We start from the raw sequence: 22021 nt of genomic DNA, 5'->3' as shown, positions 1-22021 counted from the left end.
GAACGGCCGAGAGTAGATCAACGCACACATATGAAGTTTCAGCCGGACAATAAGGACAACGAGCTGAGCCGACATACTGCTCGACCGCTTTTTTTAATGCCTATATCCGTTCCGAACATCCGAAGACGAGACAAAAAGAGCTTATTTCGGGCATCAGCGCCGGGCCGCCGTACGAGCGCGCGGCCGGTCTCACGACGCGCTCAGCGGGCTCCCCACATCAGGCCCTCGATCTCGGCGCGCGACTGGGGGCGGTCGGGATGCGCCAGCCCCAGCAGGACCGTGCTGCCGCCGTCCGGCCGGGTCAGCAGGGTCACCCGCATGAAGGCGGGCTCGTTCACCACGTCGGTGTACTCGGCGCGTACGGCCCGCGTGTGGCCCGGCCGCCCGCCGACGGTCACGGCCCGATCGTCGAGCACCTCGACCTTGTCGCCGTGCAGCAGCAGCTGCGTGTAGAGATCGCTCAGGTCGATGACGGCCGAGCGCAGATTGGGCGGGTCCACCCGGTCGCCGGGCCGGGCCATAACGGTGGCGCTGTCGCCACGCGCGGCGGCGGAGGTGAAGCCGGTCACGGGCGCGACCACGCCCTCCCGCCACTCCGGGGGCAACGTGTAGGAGACCCCGGCGATCTGGTCCTGGATCACCGTGGGGGGCGCGCTCTCGGCCCGGTTCAGGACCGTGACCACCACCGCGCCGATGACGGCCGCCGAGCAGACCAGCGCGAGGCCGCCGACGAGAAGGCGCCGTAACCACCTCGGCATCGAGCGCGGAGGCGTCTCGGGCGCTCGATAGCGGCGGGCCGACGGGGGCAGGTCGTCCTCGGGTTCCGGGGACTCCAGGCCCAGCGAGGGCCAGGCCGGGCGGCCGGCCTGTGACCGTTCGGCGACCGGCGCGCCGTACAGGCCGGCGAGGCTCTCCTCGGAGGGGTTCCGGTCCGGCTCACGGCCGCCGTACGGCCGGGTGGGCCACTGGGGGGACGTGGGCGGCGTGGACGACCGCGGCGACCCGCCCGGGACGCCGTACGGGCGAGTGGGTGCCTGCCCGGACGGCGGAGACTCCTCCTCCGCGGGTGGCCAGACCCGGCGGGTCCACTGGTCATCCACATAGCCTCCCCGGGCGGCCTGGCCGGGCGTGTGGGACGGAACCGGCGAGCGAACTCGGCGCTCACGGCCGGGCGCGAGGCTTCGTGACCATGAACGCTGCTGTGGAGTTACTCACACCCGCGCCGCGACGTCAACGGCTCCGACCGATTCGTCATCGCCCTGTTCCTCCCGATGATCTCTCATCGCCCTGCGTGTCGCCAGCCGGATGCTCGGAGCTACGGGTGACGATCCCCGGCCCAGGATCGCTCGCGGAGTCGCTCGCCGTTCCGTTCGCGGTGTCGCTCACAGTGTCGCTCACGGAAACGGCATCGAGGTCGTTCGCGGCGCCGGTGGACACCACCGCGGCGTCTGCGGCGTCCGCGCCGTCGGCGACCTCCGCGGCGGTCCCCTGAGTCGCCGGCGTGGCCCCCTGAACCCCCGCCGCGGCCACCCCGGTGGCGGCCTTCTGCGATGCCGCCCCGGTTCCCAGCGGCGCCGGGCGGCGGTAAGCGTCCCACATCTGGTGGACGCGTACGCCCTGGCCCGCGGTGAACTCACGCATGCAGCGGTCCTGGGCGTAGTCCATGAAGTTGTGCACCGGATCGCTGCCCGGAGCCGGGCAACTGTCCTTCTTCGCCGGGCAGCCGTTCGTCGGGTGGGCCTCGGGGGGCGTGTCGTCCACCGAGTCGCCCGGGGCCTTGCAGCCGTTCTCGAAGGTGTGCAGCAGGCCCAGCCAGTGGCCGATCTCGTGCACGGCCGTGAAGCCCCTGGCGAAGTCGCGCAGCGGGCCGCCGGGGACGCTCCGCCAGTCGATCACCACGCCGTCCAGCACGGGCTCGTCGTCATACCAGTACGGATAGGTGGAGTAGCCGAGCACGAGCCGGCTCAGCTGCGCGATGTAGAGGTTGAGCGTCTCGGGGCCGCCGACCCGCAGCTTCTTCTTCATCGGTTCCTCGTAGCCGAGGGGGTCGCGGAACCAGTTCCGGTTTTCGGTGTGCGTGATGCCCTTGAGCTCGAAGCGCACGCCGGTGTCGGCGCCGCCGTACCCGCCGGAATAGGCGGTGTTGAGCACGGCGATCTGCCGGGAGACGGCGGCGTCGGGCAGGCCGAGCGTGCGGTCCCTGATGATGTGCACCCGCACCGGGACGGTGATCCGTTCGACGGCCGCGGAACCGCTCCGCCGCGCGACGGCCCCGCTCCCCGGCCGCGCTGCCGTCGCCCCCGGCCGCGCTGCCGTCGCCCCCGGCCGCACGGTCGCCCCCGGCTGCGGAGTGACCACGGGCCGCGCGGCCGCTCTCGGCGGCACGGTTGCTGTTGCCCGCGCGGCCTCTCTTGCCCGCGCACCAGCCGTCGCGTGCGCGGCTTCTGCCGGCTGAGCGGCTTGTCGTGACTTCGCGCCGAGCCGGCGGGCAAGGTCGGCCGACATCCGGGCGACCTCGTCCGGCCCCGGCTCGCGCGGCTCCAGGGCATGCGTGAGCCGGCCCACGCCGTTCCGGCGCTTCGAAGCGGCGTGACGGGTCAGGCAGGCGTCCGGCCGGGAGGCCGGCGATCCGCGCAGTGCGGCGCCGGTGAGACCACCAGGCGCCCGGGAGGCGGCGGCCGGAGCGGCGCACGCGCCGCCCAGCGCGTAAAGGCATGCAAGGACGACGGCGATGGGTCGCCGAACCATTCGTTCCCCCGATACGGCTGGTCAGAAGGCAGACCCTAGCCGCAGGGGACGCGATGATCCCGGATCGACACTCACTCGCCGGACGGTTCGCCCTTGGGCAACCCCTCGTAGATCTCCTTGCACTCCGGGCAGACCGGATACTTCTTCGGATCGCGGCTGGGCACCCAGACCTTGCCGCACAGGGCCCGCACCGGCGCACCGGTCACGTAGCTTTCAGTGATCTTGTTCTTGTCGGCGAAGTGCGAGAAGCGCTCGTGGTCACCGTCGCCGTGCGAGAGCCGGGGTGTTACGTCGCTCTCGGGAAGAATCTTCGTGCCGCTCACGGATACCAAGTCTACTGAGCGAGCAGGCGCACCCGGCCCGGACGCGCGTACGGCCCCCGCCGAGGTGGCGGGAGCCGTACGGAGGAGACCGGACCTCAGCCCATGTGGACCGGGGCGCCCTCGGTCTTACGGCCGGCCTTGACGAACAGGGCCAGGGCCGCCGCGACGACGGCGACCGCCGTGCTCACGACGAAGCCGAGGTGCAGGCCGTCCATGAACGACAGGTGCGCCGCGTCGGCGACCGTCTTGGCCACCTCGGCCGGGAGCCCGGGCGGGGCCTGGCCCACCGACGCCAGGGCCTTCAGTCCTTCCATCTCCGCGGGCTTGACGGCCTGCGCCACCGGACCGAGGTAGCCGGGCAGCACGTCGGCCACCTTGGCCGACACGACCGCGCCCAGGATGGCGGTGCCGAGCGCGCCGCCGACCTGCATCGCGGAGTTCTGTACGCCGCCCGCGACGCCGCTCAGCTCCTCGGGCGCGTTGCCCACGATGATCTCCGTGGCGCCGACGAACACCGGCGACAGGCCGAACGCCAGCAGCACGAACGGGATCGCGCTGTCGACGAAGGCGGCCTCGACGCTGAGCCGGGACATGAGGAACATCGCAAAGGCGCTGATCACCATGCCGCCCGCGATGGTGATCTTCGGACCGAGCTTGCCGATGAGGACGCCCGCGATGGGCGAGGCGACGATCATGCCGGCGCTCATGGGCAGCATCCGCAGGCCGGAGTCGAGCGGGGTGAGCCCGTGCACGCCCTGGAAGAAGAACGTGAGGAAGAACATCGCGCCGAACATCGCGAACGACATGAGGATCATGAGGACGGTCCCGATCGAGACCGAGGCGTTGCGGAACAGGCTCAGCGGCAGCAGCGGCTCGCTGGCCTTGGACTGCCAGAACAGGAACACGGCCCCGACGACCACGGCGGCGGCGAGGAAGCCGAGCGTCTTGGCGTCGCCCCAGCCCCACTCGGGGGCCTTGATGATGGCCCACACCAGCGCGAACATCGCTCCGGACAGCAGCACGACGCCGAGCCAGTCGACCCGCGACAGCATCGTGGTCCGGTTCTCCCGCAGCGTCCACAGCCCGAACGCCAGCGCCGCCACGCCGACCGGCACGTTGATGAAGAACACCGACTGCCAGCTCACGTTCTCCACGAGGAGGCCGCCGACGATCGGGCCCGCCGCGCTCGACAGCCCGATGATCGCGCCCCACGCCCCCATGGCCATATTGAGCCGCTCACCGGGGAACGCCGACCGGAGCAACGCGAGCGCCGCGGGCTGGAGCAGCGCGCCGAACAGTCCCTGCAGCACCCGCAGCGCGATCAGCACGCCGATCGAGGACGACAGGCCGATGGCGAGCGAGGTCAGCGCGAAGCCGGCGACGCCGATCAGGAAGACGCGCTTGTGTCCGAACAGGTCGCCGAGCTTGCCGGCCGTGATCAGGAAGACCGCCAGCGCGAGCAGATAACCGCTGGTCACCCACTGCAGGTCGGCCAGCGTCGCCTTGAGCTCGACCTGGATGACCGGGTTGGCGATCGCCACGACCGTGCCGTCGAGCATGACCATGATCACGCCGAGCGAGACGGCGAGCAGCGTGAGCCATGGATGCCCCTGGCCTCGTCCTGGAGGCGCGTCGGCGTCCACCGATACGGCTTGAGTCATGGAGATTCCCCCTTAGCACCACTGAGTCGACCGGCAGCAATTTATGTCAGTCGATGACAGATGACAAATCCTTTTATCCGACATACGGTGACATATGAGAGTTTGTGAACCGGCAGTTTCGAGGAGGTGACCTCCGTGGGTCTGCGCGAACGCAAGAAGCAGCGGACGCGGGACGCCCTGGTCGACGCGGCCCTCGACCTCTTCCTCAGCAGGGGCTACGAGGCGACGACGATCGACCAGATCGCCGCCGAGGTGGAGGTCTCGCCCAGGACGTTCTTCCGCTACTTCGCCTCGAAGGAGGACGTGGCACTCTCGCTGACCGCCGACGAGCAGCGGGTGCTCCTCGCCGAGCTGGTCGCACGTCCCGAGTCGGAGTCGCCGTTCACCGCCCTGTGTCAGGCGATGCGCTCGTTGCTGAAGATGCTACGAGAGGCGGACGACGCGGAGACGGGCAGGTACCTGCGTTGCCAGAAGGTCGTGCACTCCACGCCCGCCCTGCTCGCCGGGGCCATGCGGCTGATCAAGGAGAACGAGCGCAGGCTGGTCGCCGAGGTGGCCCGCAGGCTGGGAGCCGACCCGTGGGACCTCCAGCCGAAGTTCATCGTGGCCGTCTTCGTCAGCGTGGCCCTCGCCTGCTTCGACGAGCGCACGCAGGACCCCGTCGTACTGGCGAGACGGCTGGAGGACCTGCTCACGCTGGCCGAGCGTTCCCTGTGTCCCGGCTGGGACCTGGCCGCGTGCTCCGCGGAGAGCGCCGGGCGCCCGGCCGAGGCCGCCTCGACCACGGGCTGACACACCCGGCCGCCCCGGCAGCCGTCCTCACAGCCGTCCTCACAGCCGTCCTCACAGCAGGACGACGCACCCGCGCTCGCGCAGCGGGCGGACGCAGGCGGGGGTCTCGTCGAACTTGACCCAGCGCAGGTCGAGCTTCTCCAGCCGCGACAGCTCCGCCAGCCCGCCGGGCAGCGTGGTGAGGCGGGTCGCCCGCAGGTCGAGGTGGGTCAGCTCGGTCAGGCGTACGACGGCGTCGGGCAGCCGCTCCAGGGGGTTGCCGCGCAGGTCCAGGTGACGCAGCGCGCGCAGCCCGCCGAGCGACTCGGGCAGCCCGGCGAGGCGGTTGTTCCTGAGGTGCAGCTCGCGCAGCCCGGTCAGACGGCCGATCGACTCCGGCAGCGCCGTCAGCCGGTTGTCGTGGACCCGCAGCTCGTGCAGGCCGGTCATGCCGCCGATCGTTTCCGGCAGCGCGGCCAGCCGGTTCTCCGCGAGGTTGAGGTAGCCGAGCCGGTCGAGCCGTCCCAGCGAGGCGGGCACCGAGGTGAGCCCGTTGTCGCTCAGGTAGAGGTAGTCGGTGAGACCGGGCAGGTCGCCGATCTCCGCGGGCACCTCGCGCAGCCGGTTGTGCCCGAGGTCGAGCATGCGCAGCTCGCGAAGGCCGCCGAGGCCGGGAGGCAGGTCCGCGATCTCGTTCTCCGCCAGGTTGAGCGACCGCAGCCGGCTCAGCCGCCACAGCGCGTCCGGCACCGCGGTCAGCGCGTTGTGCCCCACGCTGAGGTGTTCGAGCGCGGCGAGGCGGCCCACTTCGGGCGGAACGGCCGCGATCCGGTTGCCGTAGAGCAGCAGAACCCGGAGCCGCTCCAGGCGGCCGATCCAGCCGGGCACGGTGGTCAGCGCGTTCCCGTCGAGGTCGACGTGGCGCAGCGTCGCCATGTCGCCCACGGCCGCGGGCAGCGAGGGCAGCCCCGCGCCGGGCGCCACGAGGGCGACGGGCGCCCCACCGTCGAACCGTACGGCGCCCGGAGGCGCCCAGCGCAGATCGGGCCCGCTGACATCTGAAACACCGGGACCGGGCACGCCGAGATCGGGCCCGCTGACATCTGACACACCGGGACCGGGCACGCCGAGGCCGGGCCAACCGAGATCCTGGGCACCGAGATCCTGCACACCGGGGTCGGGCATGGCAGCCGACTCTACAGAGGGCCTCCGGGCCCCCGCGCGGCGCCCGGGGCCGGTGAACGTTTCATCGGGATGACGCGGCCCAGACGGGGCCCTGGGAGGGAGATCGCGCTGGTCCGATGGCACGCGCTGCCGAACCGGTTCAGTAAGGCCGCGCCCGTCGATGGGCGCGCGGGAGCCGTCTCCTGTACGGCCCCGGCTCCCCCTGCCTATGGTGCGTTCGGCGCTTCCACCGGCGCCGATCCCCCCATCCGAGGTACAGAATGAGAACACGTTTCATCGCCGCGGGCGCGGCCATCCTCGCCCTCCTGACGTCAGTGCTCGCGATGACCCAGAACGCGCAGGCCGCGACCGGACTCCACGTCAGCGGCACGAGGATCCTCGAAGCCAACGGAAACCAGTTCGTCATGCGGGGCACCAGCCACGCCCACACCTGGTACTCGAGCCAGACGAGCTCGTTCGCGAACATCAAGTCCCTGGGCGCGAACACCGTCCGCGTCGTGCTGAGCGGCGGCCGCTGGACGGCCAACACCGCGAGCGATGTCGCCAACGTCATCTCCCTGTGCAAGCAGAACCGGTTAATCTGCGTGCTCGAAAACCATGACACCACCGGCTACGGCGAGCAGAGCGGCGCGTACACGCTCGACCAGGCGGTCGACTACTGGGTCGGTCTCAAGAGCGTGCTGACCGGTCAGGAGAACTACGTCGTCATCAACATCGGCAACGAGCCGTACGGCAACAACAACCAGTCCGCCTGGACCAACGCGACCAAGAGCGCGATCAGCAGGATGCGGGCGGCCGGATTTCAGCATCTGCTGATGGTCGACGCGCCCGCCTGGGGCCAGGACTGGCAGTTCGTCATGCGCGACAACGCCGCCTCGGTCCTCGACAGCGACCCCCAGAAGAACACCGTCTTCTCGATCCACATGTACGGCGTCTTCGACACGGCCGCGGAGGTCACCGGCTACCTCCAGGCGTTCCAGAGCGCCGGCCTGCCGCTGGTGATCGGCGAGTTCGGCAACATGCACTCGGACGGCGACCCCGACGAGGACACGATCATGTCGCAGGCCCAGTCGCGCGGCGTCGGCTACCTCGGCTGGTCGTGGAGCGGCAACGGCGGCGGCGTCGAATACCTCGACCAGGTGACGAACTTCAACGTCGACCAGCTCACCTCGTGGGGCCAGCGGCTCTTCAACGGCGCGAACGGCATCAAGTCGACTGCCAAGGAGGCGACGATCTACAGCGGCCAGCCGCCGGTGAGCCCGTCTCCCAGCCCGTCGGCCTCCCCCAGCCGGCCCGCGTCCCCCAGCCCCTCGCCGACCAGGTCCCCGAGCCCCAGCCCCTCCCCCACCGGCGGCGCCAAGGGCTGCTCGGCGACGTACACGGTCGCCAACCAATGGGGCGGCGGCTTCCAGGGTGAGGTGACGGTCAAGGCCGGCTCCAGCGCCATCTCCGGCTGGACCGTGACCTGGACCTACGCCAACGGCCAGGCGATCACCCAGGTGTGGAACGCCACGGTGACGTCGAGCGGGTCGTCGGTCACCGCCAGGAACGTGAGCTACAACGGCTCCCTCGGCGCCGGCGCGTCCACCTCGTTCGGGTTCCTCGGCTCCTGGAACGGCACCAACTCGGTGCCGGCGGTGAGCTGCACCGCGAGCTGAGACGCGAGCTGAGACGCGAACTGAGACGCGGCGTGTCACCCACGGCCGGGCGCGCTCCCCGCGCCCGGCCTCCGCGCGTCGCGGCCGGCCCGGGATGGGCGCTGCGGAGGATCGGCCGAGCAGGGGGATCGGCTGAGCAGGGGGATCAGTTGAGCAGGGGGTCGTCGGGGAAGGTGGCGACCAGCGCCAGGTCCCCCTTCTGCCTGCGCAGCACGGTGCGCCACAGCGTGGCCGGGTTCGGGTGGAAGGTGTCGCCCGGCTCGGAGTCCACGACGTACCAGGCGCCCTCCTGGAGCTCGTTTTCGAGCTGTCCGGCGGTCCAGCCCGCATAGCCCGCGAAGATCCGCATCTGGGAGATCTCCCCCGCCAGGATCTCCGGGGGCGCGTCGAGGTCGACCGTGCCGAGGCGCGAGACCGCCGCCCTGCCCTGCAGTCGTCGCCAGCCCAGCGGCTCCTCGCCGCTGAGCACGACGGCGAGCGCGAGCGCGCTGTCCGTCTGCACCGGGCCGCCCTCGAACAGCACCGGAGGACCCGTGACCAGGGCGTCCCAGGAAGGTAAGACCTGGGTCACGGCGATCTCGCTGGGCCGGTTGAGCACCACACCCAACGTGCCGCCGTCCTCGTCGTGCTCCAGGACGAGCACCACGCTACGCCGGAAGTTGGGGTCGTCGAGCAGTGGCGTCGCTACAAGCAACCCGCCGACGTAGATCGCCTCCGCCATACATCCCATCATGAGGGAGGATTGCGGATTCGTGTACGCCGACCCCGGTTTGCCGCATCATATTACTGATAGTAACGACAATGTCACCGAGAGGGAGTTCGATCAGGCCCGGATCTGGCCCCGATCATGCCTCGGTGAAGCCCCGGGCCCTGCCGCCGGCCGACTCCCGTACGGCAGCCGCCACCGCGTTGGCCACGTCGGGGTGGAAGACGCTCGGGATGATGTAGTTGGGGCCGAGCTCCTCGCTCGTGACGACCGCCGCCAGCGCGCGGGCCGCCGCGAGGAGCATCTCCTGGGTGACGCCGTTCGCCTGGGCGTCGAGCAGGCCGCGGAACACGCCCGGGAAGGCCAGCACGTTGTTGATCTGGTTGGGGTAGTCGGACCGGCCCGTGGCCACGACCGCCGCGTGCTCCCGGGCGTCGTCCGGGGAGACCTCGGGCTCGGGGTTGGCCAGCGCGAACACCACCGCGTCCTTCGCCATGGCGGCGACGTCGTCCCCGGTGAGGATTCCCGGCGCGGAGACACCGATGAAGACGTCGGCGCCCTTGACCGCGCCGCGCAGGTCGCCGCCGTACCCCTCGCTGTTGGTGTGCTCGGCGATCCACCGCAGCGAGTCGTCGAGGTCGTCGCGGCCGAGGTGGACCGCGCCGCGATAGTCGCAGACGACGACGTTGCGCGCCCCGGCCGCCAGCAGCAGGCGCAAGACGGCGGTGCCGGCCGCGCCGGCTCCGGCCATCGCGATCCGCACCTCGGACATCTCCTTGCCGACGACCTTCAGCGCGTTGGTCAGCGCGGCGAGCACGCAGATGGCGGTGCCGTGCTGGTCGTCGTGGAAGACCGGGATGTCGAGCAGCTCGCGCAGCCGCCGCTCCACCTCGAAGCAGCGCGGCGCCGAGATGTCCTCCAGGTTGATGCCGCCGAAGCCCGGCGCGATGGCCCGCACGGTGGCGACGATCTCGTCCACGTCCTGCGTGTCGAGGCAGATGGGCCAGGCGTCGATGCCGGCGAACCGCTTGAAGAGGGCGGCCTTGCCCTCCATCACCGGCAGTGCGGCGGCGGGGCCGATGTTGCCGAGGCCGAGGACGGCCGAGCCGTCGGTGACGACGGCGACCGAGTTTCGCTTGATCGTCAGGCGGCGGGCGTCCTCCGGGTTGCGCGCGATCGCCAGGCTGACCCGCGCCACACCCGGGGTGTACGCCATGGACAGCTCGTCGCGGTTGCGCAGGGGAACCTTCGACTGCATCTCGATCTTGCCGCCCAGGTGCATGAGGAAGGTCCGGTCGGAGACCTTGTGGATCGCGACGCCCTCGACCGCGCCGAGGCTGTCGACGATCGACTGCACGTGGTCGGCGTCCTTGGCCGCGCACGTCACGTCGATGCGGAGCTTCTCGTGACCGGCGTTGGTCACGTCGAGGGCGGTCACGACGCCGCCCGCGTTCTCCACCGCGTGGGTGAGCAGGCTGACCGCCTTGCCCCCAGCGGGCACCTCCAGGCGCACGGTGATCGAGTAGGACACGCTGGGCACGGTGGCCACGTCTATCCGCTCCTTTGCGGGGTGATGCCTGGCCGTGCTCTCCCGGCTGCTCCAGTGGGGCGCGGCCTCCGCGTGGCGGCCACGCTCCCGCATCCGGCTGGACGGCTCATGGGTGCTATCCATCGTGCCATCCCCGGCGGGGTGTTTCAGCCCGTGTCCGTACGTCTCACACCCGTCGTACCCGGCCCGCGCCCAGCCATGCCGCTTTCGCGGGGCGGGCACGGGCGGGAGCGGCGGGCGGGAGCGGCGGGCGGGAACGCGGGCGGGAATGGGTCAGAAAAGCGCGCTGGCCAGCGCCCTGCGCGCCCGCGCCACGGACGGGTCGTCGGAGGGCAGCGCGTCGAACAGCCCCAGCAGGTGGACCCGCGCCTTGTCCCTGTCGGCGCCCCGGGTGCGCCGCACGAGCGCGACGAGCCGGTCGAACGCCTCGTCCACCTGGTTGGTCACCATCTCCACGTCGGCGGCCTGGAGCTGCAGGTCCACGTCGTCGGGGTTCTCGGCGGCCCGGCGCAGCACGTCGGCCGGGTCGAGGTCCTGCGTGCGCCGCAGCAGCCCGACCCCCGCGAGGCCGATCTTCGCGCCCTCGTCCGACGGCGACCTCGCCAGCAGGCGCTCGTACGCCGCCGCGGCGGCGTCCAGGTCGCCCTTCTCGACGGCCTGCTCGGCCGCCAGGAGCTCGGGGTCCACCGGCGGCTCCTCGGGCTCACCCTCGCGCGGCGCGGCCAGCTCGACACCGAGCTGCTCGAACACCTGCGCCAGCGCCTGCCGGAGCTGCGACTCCGGCAGCGGGCCCTCGAACAGGGGCATGAGCTGCCCCTGGAAGGCCAGATAGACGGTGGGCACCGCGCGCATCCGCAGCGCCTGGGCGAGCTGCGGGTCGGCCTCCACGTCCACCCGGGCCAGCACCCACGCGCCCGCCGCCTCCGCGGCCAGCTTCTCCATCACGTCGCTGAACTGCCGGACCTGCTCGGCCCTGCTCACCGTCGCTTCGACGATGACGGGGACGCTCAGCGAGCGCTCCACCACGTCGGTGTTGAAGGTGGCCGAGGTCACCTCGATGACGTCCGCCGAGGCGGCTCCGGCCGGCCCGGCGGCCTCACGCCGCGCCTGGGCCTCGAGTGCCTGCTTGCGCGCGCCGAGGTCCACGGCGCCGTAGAGCGATCCAGGTCGAGAGAACTCCGCTGCCATACCCCCAATCCTGCCGTACCCGCCCGCGTGATCTGTGCGATCCCCGCCCCTTCCGCCCGGCGATCGGGCCGAGGCGGCTCCGGCCATAGGGTGAACGACGCATAAATCGCCATATTGGAGGGAGCAGGAGATGGCTGTGGAGCGGATCGGCCCGCCGACCGTCGCGGACGAGCGCGAGATGCTGCGGGCGTTCCTCGACTACCACCGGGCCACGCTCGCGCTGAAGTGCGACGGGCTGTCGGACGAGGAGCTGCGCCGCAGGTCGATGCCGCCGTCGACGCTCACGCTCCTCGGTCTGGTCAGGCACATGGCCGAGGTCGAGCGCGCGTGGTTCCGCCGGGTGATCGCCAAGGAGGACGTGCCGCTCCTGTGGTCGGACGAGGGCGACTACCAGGCGGCGTACGACCCGAGCGGGTCCACCGGCGCGGAGGCGTTCGCCGCCTGGCAGGCGGAGGTCGAGCACTCCCGCAGGATCGAGCGCGCGGCGGAGTCTCTCGACGTCACCGCCTACCAGCCCCGGTGGGACGAGGAGGTCTCGCTGCGGCTGGTGATGCTGCACATGATCCACGAGTACGCCCGGCACAACGGCCACGCCGATTTCCTGCGCGAGGGCGTCGACGGGACCGTGGGCGTCTGAGCCGAGCCCCGTCCCCGCGTTTCAGGAGACCGCCTCCAGCGGCCGTCCGGGTGATCCGTCCATCGATTCGGCCTTCGTGGCGGGTTACGTCCGATAGAGCCATTATTCGGGCATGACACCGAATCACACCTGGGAGATCGACGACTTCGTCCAGGCCGCCGAGGCGACCGTCGAAGGCCTCGCCGCGTACGTCCGGGAGAGCCAGGACGGGGCGGTGCCGGTGATCCGCCGCACACCGCCCGCGGAGCTGGCCGGGCGGCTCGGGCTCGCCCGCTGGATCCGGGAGGGCGGCATGACCCCGGAGACCTACCGGGAGTGGCTCGACGCCTATCTCGCGGAGGGAACGCGGCTGCACCACCCGGCCTACCTCGCCCACCAGACGGCCGCGCCCGACTTCCCCTCCGCGCTGGCCGACTTCGTCCACGGGGCGATCAACAACCCGATGGCGATCTACGAGATGGGCGCCGCGGCGGCGACCGCCGAGTTCGAGGTGCTGCGCTGGATGCTCGCCAAGGTCGGCTTCCCCGAGGGCGGCGGGGTGCTCACCCACGGCGGGTCGCTGGCCAACCTGACCGCGCTGCTCGCCGCGCGGGCCGTCGCCGCCCCGGACGCGTGGACCGAGGGCGTGCCCGGCGATCTCGCGCTCCTCGCGCCGCCGTCGGCGCACTACTCGATCACCCGGGCGGCGGCGATCCTCGGCCTCGGCGAGCGCGCGGTCGTGCCGCTCGACGTGGACGACCTGGGCAGGATCGACGTGGCCCGGCTGCCCGAGGGGCTCGACCGGGTGCGGCGCGCCGGGCGCCGGCCGATGGCCCTGGTCGCCGCCGCCTGCGCCACCGGCACCGGCCTTTACGACGACCTGCGGCCCATCGGCGAGTTCTGCGCCGAGCACGGCCTGTGGTTCCACGTGGACGGCGCACACGGCGCCTCGGCGCTGCTCAGCGAGGAGCACCGCCATCTGCTCGACGGGATCGAACTGGCCGACTCCGTGATCTGGGACGCCCACAAGATGCTGCGCACCGCCAGCCTCGCGGCGGCCGTGCTCGTCCGGCGCGAGGGCGACCTCGACGCGGCGTTCCGGCAGGAGGCCAGTTACCTGTTCTACGGCGACCAGGGCTTCGACCTCGTCGGCAGGACCGTGGAGTGCAGCAAGGCCGCGCTCGGGACGAAGGTGTTCCTCAACCTGGCCTGGCGGGGCGAGCGAGGCCTGGGCGAGCACGTGGCGGCGCGGTACGCCACCGCGCACCGCTTCTGGGAACTGGCCCGCGAGCGGCCCGGCTTCCACTGCCCGTACGAGCCGGAGAGCAACATCGTCTGCTTCCGCTATGGCGACGGCGACCAGGCCGAGATCCGCGAGAGCCTGCTGGAGGAGGGCTCCTTCCACCTGACCTCGGCCGAGGTCGGGGGTGTGCGCCACCTGCGGGTGACGGTCATCGCCCCGGCGACCGACGACAAGACCCTCGAAGCCCTCCTCGACCGCGTCGCCGCACTGTCGTGAGCGCTGTCGTCAGCGCCGTCGTCAGCGCCGTCGTCAGCGCTGTCGCGAGCGCTGTCATGAGCGCGGTCGTCAGCGGGAGAAAAGGCCGATGATCTCGTGGCCGCGGGGGGTGCGCAGGATCCACACCTCGCGGCCCCCGCGCTCCCTGCGGATCACCCCGGCCGCCTCCAGACGGTCGCAGTGGTAGGCGATGGCGCTCGGAACCGTGCCGGCCAGCGTGGCGAGCTGCCCCGTGGTCATGGGCCGGGCGGTCGTGGGCCGGGCGAAGGGCGTCCCGACAAACGTCCGCGTCAGAAGGCCGCCGGCTCGGAGTAGGTGCCCCACTCCTCGCGCAGGACGTCGCAGATCTCGCCCAGCGTGGCCTCGGCCCGTACGGCCTCCAGCATGGGCGGGATCATGTTGTCGTCGCCCTTGGATGCGGCCCGGAGGGCGGCCAGCGCCGCGTCGACGGCCTCCTGGTCCCGCGCGGCGCGCCGCTCGGCCAGCACCCTGCGCTGCTCGACCTCGACCTCGTGGCTGATCCGCAGGATCTCCAGCGGCTCCTCCACGCTCGCGGTGTGGCAGTTGACGCCGACGATCCGCTTGTCGCCCTTCTCCAGCTTGCGCTGGTAGTCGAAGGCCGACTCGGCGATCTCGGACATGAACCAGCCGTCCTCGATGCCGCGCAGGATGCCGGCGGTCATCGTGCCGTCCCCGCCCATCTCCCGGATCTTCGCGAAGATCTTCTCCGCCTCGGCGTCCAGCCGGTCGGTCAGCGCCTCGACATACCAGGAGCCGCCCAGCGGGTCGACGACGTTGACGACCTCCGTCTCCTCCATGATCACCTGCTGGGTGCGCAGCGCGATCTCGGCGGCCTTCTCCGACGGCAGCGCGAGCACCTCGTCCAGCGCGTTGGTGTGCAGCGAGTTGGTGCCGCCGAGCACGGCCGCCAGCGCCTCGATCGCGGTGCGGACGATGTTGTTGTCGGGCTGCTGCGCGGTCAGCGACACCCCCGCCGTCTGGGTGTGGAAGCGCAGCCACTGCGCCTTCTCGGTGCGCGCGCCGTACACGTCGCGCATCCAGCGGGCCCAGATGCGCCGCGCGGCGCGGAACTTCGCGATCTCCTCGAAGAAGTCGATGTGCGCGTCGAAGAAGAACGACAGGCCCGGCGCGAACACGTCCACGTCGAGCCCGCGCGACAGGCCCAGCTCGACGTAGCCGAAGCCGTCGGCGAGCGTGAAGGCCAGCTCCTGCGCGGCCGTGGAGCCCGCCTCGCGGATGTGGTAGCCCGACACCGACAGCGGCTTGTACGCCGGGATCTCGGCGGCGCAGAACTCCATCAGGTCGCCGATCAGCCGCAGGTGCGGCTCGGGCGCGAACAGCCACTCCTTCTGCGCGATGTACTCCTTGAAGATGTCCGTCTGGAGCGTGCCGTTCAGCTTGCCCACCGGCACGCCCTGCCGCTCGGCCGCGACCACGTACATGCAGAAGATCGGCACTGCGGGCCCGCTGATGGTCATCGAGGTGGTGACGTCGCCGAGCGGGATGCCGTCGAACAGCAGGTCCATGTCGAGGGCGGAGTCGATCGCCACGCCGCAGTGGCCCACCTCGCCGAGCGAGCGGGGGTCGTCGGAGTCGCGGCCCATCAGCGTCGGCATGTCGAACGCCACCGACAGGCCGCCGCCTCCGGCGCCGAGGATCATCTTGTAGCGCTCGTTGGTCTGCCTGGCGTTGCCGAACCCGGCGAACTGCCGGATGGTCCAGGGACGGCCGCGGTAGCCGGTGGCGTACAGGCCGCGGGTGAAGGGGAACTCCCCCGGCCAGCCGATGCGCTCGAACCCGGTGTCGTCCCCGGGCGGGCCATAGACGGGGTCCACCTCCAGCCCCGACAGGGTGCGGAACTCACGGTCCCGTTTGAAGGCGGCGTCGTATCGCGCCTGCCAGCGGGCCCTGCCCGCCTCGATCGCCTCGGCGCTCGTCGCGTCCGGCTCCATGCGTCCCTCCCCGTGTCTCACTCTTCGAGAAGATACTAGGACGTCCTATTAAATCCGGCCACCACCGGTCCCTCTCGACTCCCCGCCTCCACCGCGGTCATGTCACACGTTGGTCGCGAATTGTCACGGACCTTTGACAGAGCCGCTGAATCTCCAAACATTGTCAGCGCCCGTGAAGTCCACATGGAGGTGGATGTGAAGCGCTTGACAGTCGTCGCCGCGACCGCGGCGATGGTGGCGGCAACCCTCGCCACACCCGTTCAGGCCGAACCGGCGGCCGCCGGGTCCGCGGCCCAGACCGAATACGTGGTCCTGTTCAGGGAAGGCACGGCCGCCGCGGACGCCCAGAAGGCGATCGAAGCGGCGGGCGGCAGCGTGATCAAGGTGAACACCGAGGTCGGGCTGGCCACGGTCAGCAGCGCCAACGCCGGCTTCGCCGATGCCCTGCGGGGCTCGGCGGCCATCGAAGGGGTCGCCCGCAACCAGTCGATCGGCAGCGCGCCCGACGACGCCAAGGCGTCCGCCGCCGCGAAGAAGGCCGTGACGCAGGCCGCCAAGAACCAGGCCGTGGAGAAGGAGGGCCGGGGCGGCGGGCCCTTCAAGTGGGGGCGCAACGTCAAGGACGAGCCGCTGGCCGACCTGCAGTGGGACATGAAGCAGATCCACGCGGACCAGGCCCACCGGTTCGAGCAGGGGGACAAGGGCGTCCTCGTCGGCATCCTCGACACCGGCGTCGACGGCTCCCACCCCGACATCGCGCCGAACTTCGACCGGAGGCTGAGCCGCAACTTCACCGTCGACCTGCCGGCGGACGCCAACGGCACCGAGATCGACGGCTCCTGTGAGAGCGACCCCGACGGCTCCTGCACCGACCCGAACGACGTGGACGAGAACGGCCACGGCACCCACGTCGCCTCGTCGATCGCCTCGCCCATCAACAAGCTGGGCGTCTCGGGCGTCGCGCCGAAGGTGACGATCGTCAACCTGCGGGCGGGCCAGGACTCGGGCTACTTCTTCCTCCAGCCCACCGTCGACGCCCTGACCTACGCGGGCGACATCGGCGTCGACGTGGTCAACATGAGCTACTACGTCGACCCGTGGCTGTTCAACTGCGCGGACAACCCTGCCGACAGCCCTGAGGAACGGGCCCAGCAACGGCTGTACATCGCCGCCACGCAACGGGCGATAAATTACGCCCACGCGCGCGGCGTGACGGTCGTCAGCGCGGCCGGCAACGAGGCGATCGACTACACGAAGACGAACGTCGACAGCGGCAGCCCCGACTTCGCCGGCTTCCCCGGCCAGGCTCCCAGAGACCGGACCATCCCCCCGTCGTGCGTCTCGCTGCCGAGTGAGGCCGAGCACGTGATCTCGGTCTCCGCGACCGGCGTCAGCAAGCGCAAGGCGTACTACTCCAGCTACGGCAACCACTACATCGACGTGGCCTCGCCCGGCGGCGACGTCTACGACACCCCCGGCAACACCAGGGACATCACCAAGGCCACGCTCGCGGCCTATCCCAAGGCGCTCGCCGTCGCCAACGGCGAGATCGACGCGAACGGCGACCCGACCGTCGAATACGTCGTGAAGGACTGCAAGGGCTCCACCTGCGGCTACTACCAGTACCTTCAGGGCACCTCGATGGCCTCGCCCCGCGCGGCCGGCGTCGCCGCGCTGATCGTCAGCCGGTACGGCAAGCGCGACCACGCCCACGGCGGGCTGACGCTCGACCCCGGCAAGGTGGAGGAGATCCTCAAGGGCACGGCCACCAGGACGGCGTGCCCGAACCCGCCCGCGTTCACCTACACCCGCATCCTGCCGAGCGGGTCCACCGTGACCGCCACGCACACCTGTGAAGGCGGGCCGTCGGACAACGGCTTCTACGGCAGGGGCATCGTCGACGCCCTGCGCGCCGTCGGCCGCTGATTCGCCGGTTCCTCTTGGGGCCGGTGGCGCACCCGTACGGCGGGGCGCCACCGGCCCACCCCGGGCGGCGCGGCGCCCTGGTGATTCCCCGGGCCGCCGTCAGGAGCTGAAGTCGCCCGCAGCGACGCGCAGGGTCCTGAGCAGGCCGAACATCTCGTCCAGCTCGGCGTCGTCGTACATGCCCATGCAGAAACCCGCGTTCATCAGGTCGGCCGTGGCCCGCCGCACGATGTCCCGGCCCTCGTCGGTGATCTCGGCGAGCACGCCGCGGCCGTCCCGCGGGTTGCGCATGCGGCGCACCAGACCGGCCCGTTCGAGGCGGTCCACGGTGTTGGTCACGCTCGTCGGGTGCACCATCAGCCGCTCGCCGATCTTCGACAGCGGCAGCGACCCGGCCCGGCTGAACGTGAGCAGCACGAGGGCCTCATAACGGGCGAAGGTCAGGTCGTACGGCTTGAGCAGCGTGTCCAGTTGCGCGAGCAGGATCTGATGGGCTCTCATGATCGAAGTCACGGCGGCCATGGCGGACGACGGCCCGAAGGTCGAACGCCATGTCTCGGCCGCCCGCTCGATCGGGTCGAACGGGAGCTTGAGCGGCCGCGGGCCACCCGTGGGCGGCGGCTCTGAGCTGGGCGGAACGGACACAGCGATATACGGTAGCGCGACGCCCGCCAAGATCGACCAGTGCACCGAGCGTAACCGGATTCATTCCTTGACCCCAGAACTCCCCCTCGTACGGGTCACGCTCCGTTATGGTTGCGACGTCGAAAGGTGAGGCGGCGGCAAACCCGGCGGCACGGGGAACCCCGTCTGCTAGAGGACGTCTCGCGGACGGGGGTCCGCGGGGAGACGCGTCCGACGGCGGGCGAGGCGAGGCCGGCCGGCGAATCAGCGCCACGGGGAACGGCGTGGGTTCGCGTGCACCGCTCACACAGACACGGGGGAGATTCTCAATGGACAGCATCGCTGTCCCGGCGCCGCATGCGCGCCGGACTTCGGCGGCGTGGCCGGGGGCCGCGCCCTGCTGTGGGTGAGCATAGGGGCGGTTCACGCGGTGAGCTGAGACACGGCGCACTGGTCGCGGCGACCGTGCTGTTCGTGCTCGCGCTCGTCGCCGCGTGGAGCGTCCTCATTCCCGGTTTCATGGACTGGGACGACATAGTGGCGGCCGTCATCGGCTCGCTGCGCCTGACGGGGCCGCTCGGAGCCGCGTTCGCGGCCTGGGTCGGGCTCCGCAGGCGCCGCGCGGAGAAGGGTCGTGTCCTGACGCCGTGGCGGGCCGCCAGGGCGCCGTTGTCGATCATCGCGGTCGTCACCGGCTCCTTCGGGGCCACCGTGCTGCTGCTCGGGCTGCGCGCCGCGCTGACCGGGCAGGGCGGACCGCCGCTGCCCGGCGGTCTCGCGATGTCCGTCGCCGGGCTGGGGCTGTACGTCGTGATCGGCTGGATCCTCGGCTGGCTCGTGCCTGTCGTCGTCGTCCCGGTGATCGCGGGAGCCGGCACGTTCGGGCTGTTCACCTGGCTGGCCACCGGGCCCAACTGGGCAGACCGGCTCACGCCCGCCACGCGGGAGCCGTACGACCTGCTCTCCGGCGTCAGCGAGACCGCCTACGCGGACCAGACGCTGTGGCTGCTGGGCCTGAGCACCGCGCTGCTCCTCGGCTGGGTGGCCCTGGTGACCCGGCGGACGCTGGCACTGGCCGCCGCGGTGATCGCCGTGCTGGCCGCCGGGACCGGCGCCGCCCGGCTCGTCACCGTGCCGCAGACGGTGCCGGTGAGCGAACGCCTGGTCTGTCAGGAATGGCCCATCAACGTCTGCGTCCATCCGGCGCTGCGCGCGGGCCTGGCCGAGCTCGCCACCGTGTTCACCACGCTCGCGCTGAAGCTGGACGGCACGCCGGCCGCCTTCACGAGGGTCGAGCAACGGGAGCACGGCGAGGACGAGTCCGTGGGGACGGGCGTGATCGTCGTGCACATCGACGACCTCGGGTCCGGGTACGCCCAGCGGGCCGCCGCCGAGTTCCTCGACCGTCTGGCCCACCCCTGCGCGGGCACCGTGGCCGCGGGCTACCGGACCATCGTCATCGCCTGGCTGCGGGACGTCCCACTGCCCAGGGGGCCGTTGCACGAGCACCAGGAGGCGGCCGTCTGGTTCTCCGAGCTGAGCAACGCCCAGCGGCACGACTGGCTGCGCATGTTCTACTCCGACTTCGTCTCCTGCGGCCTGCAGGCCAAGCACTTCGGCGGCGGCACCCATCCCGCCGACCCCGTCGCGTCGCGTTATCCGGTGAACCCCACCCCCGCGTACGCGCCGGGCTATCCGGTCGAGCCGTCTCCTACGGGCATGGCCGTCGCCACCGGCATGCCGGTCGGCCCCGCCTGGGAACCGGTCACGGACCCGCGCGGCGGCGAGGTCGGCCCGGGGTGGATCCCCCCGAGTCCGGCCACCTCCGGGTGGCCGTCTCCCGCCGCGAGTCCCGCTGGTCCGGGCTCTGTCAGTCCGGGCCCAGCCGGTCCGGGCACAAGCGGCCCGGGCACAAGCGGTCCGGGCACAAGCGGTCCGGGCACAAGCGGTCCGGGCACAGGCGGTCCGGGCACAGGCGGTCAGGGTCCGGCCGGTCACGGCTCGACGGGTCAGGGCCCGATGGGCCGCCCGGGTCATCCGGGTCCGTGGGACACGCCGGGCCGCGAAGGCGCCCGGAGAGGCCGTCCCTGGATGCCGATCCCCGGGCGGTCGCCGCACCCCTGGCGCCCCGGAAGGACCGGCAGGCCCGCCGACCCCGCGTCCCCGGAGCGGCCGGGAAGCCAGGAAAGGCCCGGCACTCCCGGTGCTCCCGGTGGGCCCGGTGGGCCCGGTGCTTCCGGTGCGTCCGGTGCTTCGAACGGGGCGGGTGCGCAGACACGGCCCGGCGCCGCGAGCCCTTCGCCCGCTCCGGGTCGTTCCGGCCGCGCGCGTCCCGGCGCCCGGCCCGGCGGCGCGAGCCCCTCGCCCGCCCAGGACCACCGGCCCGGCCGGCGGCGGTCGGGCGGCACGCTTCCCGGCCGCGACGGGCACGACGGCCACACCGGACGCGCCGGACGCACCACGCCCCCCGGCGACACCGGTCGAGACAGCGGTCGCGCGACCCCTGCCCCGCATGCCACCGGCGACACCGGCGCCCACGACACGATCCCCGAGGACGACCCCGGTGTGGCGGGCGTGCCCGGCGCGCTCCTGGCGCCGGCCGTGTAGCGCCGGAGCACTGCCGGGAGGCCGGCTTGATTATCGGTCCGGATTGATGACGAGTTTCGGACGTCCGAAGCATGGCTCACGGACGGAAGCGATCTTGTCCCGGGTGAGATCGCGGAAATACCGGGAAGATTCCCCCCGTGGACCGTCAGACCCGTCCCTCGTTCGCGCCGGCCGACTCCGGCGCCGCCGCCACCGACGCCACGGCGAGCGCCGCGGCCCCCGCCCCCCGCTCCCGGCGCGGCTGGCGGGTGCTCGCCGGCCTGCTGTTCGTGATCCTGCTGCTCGTGGTCGGCGCGCGGCTGACCTGGTCCTGGCTCGATCCGCTGGGCGAGCGGACCGTCGACCGCAGCGGGCCCGCACTGCTGCGGTCGGTGCAGAACCTGAGCCGTTTCGAGGCCGCGACCGGCGACTTCCAGGTCATCGTCGACCTGGAGAAGGACGCCAGGTTCCTCCCGGACGCGATCAAGGGCTCCCGCACGCTCTTCGTGGGCGCCGGGACCGTGGACGCCTACGTGGACTTCTCCACGCTGCCCAAGGACGCCTTCACGGTCTCCCCCGACCGCACGGCCGTGACGGTGCGGCTGCCGCACGCCGAGCTGGAGAAGCCCAACCTCGACAACAAGCGGTCGTACGTCTTCGCCCAGGAGCGGGGCATCTTCGACCGGATCTCCGACTTCCTGTCGTCGTCGCCGCAGAACCAGCAGGAGCTCTACGTGCTGGCCGAACGCAAGATCGGCGATGCCGCCACCGCGAGCGACCTGCGTTCCCGGGCCGACCAGAACACCAAGGCCATGCTTGAGGGCATGCTGAAGTCCCTCGGCTTCACGACGATCACGGTCAAATACAACGGCGAGCCCTGACCCGTCGGCCGCCGCGATGCGAGAGCCGTACGGGCCGGGCCGGGTGCGGCACCTCGGCGCGTCACCCCAGCGCGCCGTGTCACCCCGGCTCGGGCCGATTGACTCAG

General features: G+C 71.5%; 18 protein-coding genes. 7 read left to right on the top strand and 11 right to left on the bottom strand.

Annotated features, from left to right (window positions below):
- Positions 1-200: 200 nt before the first annotated feature.
- The 4 genes from FLX08_RS12545 to FLX08_RS12530 all read right to left on the bottom strand — a co-directional run bounded on the left by FLX08_RS12545 (position 201) and on the right by FLX08_RS12530 (position 4732).
- The gene (locus FLX08_RS12545) at positions 201-1100 is read right to left on the bottom strand and encodes a hypothetical protein (protein ID WP_142619003.1); all 900 of its coding nucleotides are present in this window, start codon (positions 1098-1100) and stop codon (positions 201-203) included.
- A gap of 151 nt (positions 1101-1251) precedes the next feature.
- A complete protein-coding gene (locus FLX08_RS12540) occupies positions 1252-2748 on the bottom strand; it encodes a zinc metalloprotease (protein ID WP_244312588.1) in 1497 nt (498 codons plus the stop codon).
- Positions 2749-2819: 71 nt separating this feature from the next.
- Positions 2820-3080, bottom strand: a complete 261-nt coding sequence (locus FLX08_RS12535) for a DUF3039 domain-containing protein (protein ID WP_030510937.1) — start codon at positions 3078-3080, stop codon at positions 2820-2822.
- 86 nt (positions 3081-3166) lie between these two features.
- Entirely contained in the window at positions 3167-4732 is a 1566-nt protein-coding gene (locus tag FLX08_RS12530; protein WP_142619002.1) for an MFS transporter, read from the bottom strand.
- Between the two features lie 126 nt (positions 4733-4858).
- Here FLX08_RS12530 and FLX08_RS12525 point away from each other — a divergent pair, with 126 nt between their 5' ends.
- Positions 4859-5524 carry a TetR family transcriptional regulator gene (locus FLX08_RS12525; RefSeq protein ID WP_142619001.1) on the top strand — a complete coding sequence of 222 codons (666 nt, stop codon included), beginning with the start codon at positions 4859-4861 and terminating at the stop codon, positions 5522-5524.
- Between the two features lie 51 nt (positions 5525-5575).
- Here FLX08_RS12525 and FLX08_RS12520 read toward each other — a convergent pair whose 3' ends face one another.
- Positions 5576-6688 carry a leucine-rich repeat domain-containing protein gene (locus FLX08_RS12520; RefSeq protein WP_244312587.1) on the bottom strand — a complete coding sequence of 371 codons (1113 nt, stop codon included), beginning with the start codon at positions 6686-6688 and terminating at the stop codon, positions 5576-5578.
- 260 nt (positions 6689-6948) lie between these two features.
- Here FLX08_RS12520 and FLX08_RS12515 point away from each other — a divergent pair, with 260 nt between their 5' ends.
- Complete coding sequence (locus FLX08_RS12515) at positions 6949-8346, top strand: cellulase family glycosylhydrolase (protein WP_142619000.1); 1398 nt, start codon at positions 6949-6951, stop codon at positions 8344-8346.
- A gap of 145 nt (positions 8347-8491) precedes the next feature.
- On the opposite strand, the gene FLX08_RS12510 is transcribed toward FLX08_RS12515, so the two are convergent.
- From FLX08_RS12510 to FLX08_RS12500, 3 genes are all read right to left on the bottom strand, one after another.
- Entirely contained in the window at positions 8492-9067 is a 576-nt protein-coding gene (locus FLX08_RS12510) for a YqgE/AlgH family protein (RefSeq protein WP_079315330.1), read from the bottom strand.
- A 124-nt stretch (positions 9068-9191) separates the two neighbouring features.
- Positions 9192-10601 (bottom strand): NAD-dependent malic enzyme, encoded by a 1410-nt coding sequence (locus FLX08_RS12505; protein ID WP_142619060.1) that lies wholly within the window; start codon positions 10599-10601, stop codon positions 9192-9194.
- 273 nt (positions 10602-10874) lie between these two features.
- Positions 10875-11789: a tetratricopeptide repeat protein gene (locus tag FLX08_RS12500; RefSeq protein WP_142618999.1), complete on the bottom strand. Its 915-nt coding sequence runs from the start codon at positions 11787-11789 to the stop codon at positions 10875-10877.
- A gap of 130 nt (positions 11790-11919) precedes the next feature.
- Between FLX08_RS12500 and FLX08_RS12495 the strand changes: the two genes are divergently transcribed.
- Together FLX08_RS12495 and FLX08_RS12490 are read left to right on the top strand one after the other, a co-directional pair.
- The gene (locus FLX08_RS12495; RefSeq protein ID WP_142618998.1) at positions 11920-12426 is read left to right on the top strand and encodes a DinB family protein; all 507 of its coding nucleotides are present in this window, start codon (positions 11920-11922) and stop codon (positions 12424-12426) included.
- Between the two features lie 112 nt (positions 12427-12538).
- On the top strand, positions 12539-13924 hold the full coding sequence (locus tag FLX08_RS12490; protein WP_142618997.1) for a pyridoxal phosphate-dependent decarboxylase family protein: 1386 nt from the start codon (positions 12539-12541) through the stop codon (positions 13922-13924).
- A gap of 69 nt (positions 13925-13993) precedes the next feature.
- On the opposite strand, the gene FLX08_RS40545 is transcribed toward FLX08_RS12490, so the two are convergent.
- Together FLX08_RS40545 and icmA are read right to left on the bottom strand one after the other, a co-directional pair.
- Entirely contained in the window at positions 13994-14164 is a 171-nt protein-coding gene (locus tag FLX08_RS40545) for a helix-turn-helix domain-containing protein (protein ID WP_167530381.1), read from the bottom strand.
- Between the two features lie 50 nt (positions 14165-14214).
- Entirely contained in the window at positions 14215-15897 is a 1683-nt protein-coding gene (gene icmA, locus FLX08_RS12485) for a coenzyme B12-dependent isobutyryl-CoA mutase large subunit (RefSeq protein WP_142618996.1), read from the bottom strand.
- Positions 15898-16092: 195 nt separating this feature from the next.
- Here icmA and FLX08_RS12480 point away from each other — a divergent pair, with 195 nt between their 5' ends.
- The gene (locus FLX08_RS12480; RefSeq protein ID WP_244312586.1) at positions 16093-17823 is read left to right on the top strand and encodes a S8 family serine peptidase; all 1731 of its coding nucleotides are present in this window, start codon (positions 16093-16095) and stop codon (positions 17821-17823) included.
- Between the two features lie 99 nt (positions 17824-17922).
- Here FLX08_RS12480 and FLX08_RS12475 read toward each other — a convergent pair whose 3' ends face one another.
- On the bottom strand, positions 17923-18468 hold the full coding sequence (locus tag FLX08_RS12475) for a MarR family winged helix-turn-helix transcriptional regulator (RefSeq protein ID WP_142560327.1): 546 nt from the start codon (positions 18466-18468) through the stop codon (positions 17923-17925).
- Positions 18469-18849: 381 nt separating this feature from the next.
- Between FLX08_RS12475 and FLX08_RS12470 the strand changes: the two genes are divergently transcribed.
- Both FLX08_RS12470 and FLX08_RS12465 read left to right on the top strand, forming a co-directional pair.
- Positions 18850-21054 (top strand): hypothetical protein, encoded by a 2205-nt coding sequence (locus FLX08_RS12470; protein ID WP_208761408.1) that lies wholly within the window; start codon positions 18850-18852, stop codon positions 21052-21054.
- A 137-nt stretch (positions 21055-21191) separates the two neighbouring features.
- The gene (locus tag FLX08_RS12465; protein WP_244312585.1) at positions 21192-21914 is read left to right on the top strand and encodes a DUF4230 domain-containing protein; all 723 of its coding nucleotides are present in this window, start codon (positions 21192-21194) and stop codon (positions 21912-21914) included.
- The last annotated feature ends 107 nt before the right edge of the window (positions 21915-22021 follow it).

It is taken from the genome of Microbispora hainanensis, from assembly GCF_006874475.1.
GTDB lineage: Bacteria > Actinomycetota > Actinomycetes > Streptosporangiales > Streptosporangiaceae > Microbispora > Microbispora hainanensis.
This window is presented reverse-complemented; position numbering and strand designations above follow the sequence as displayed.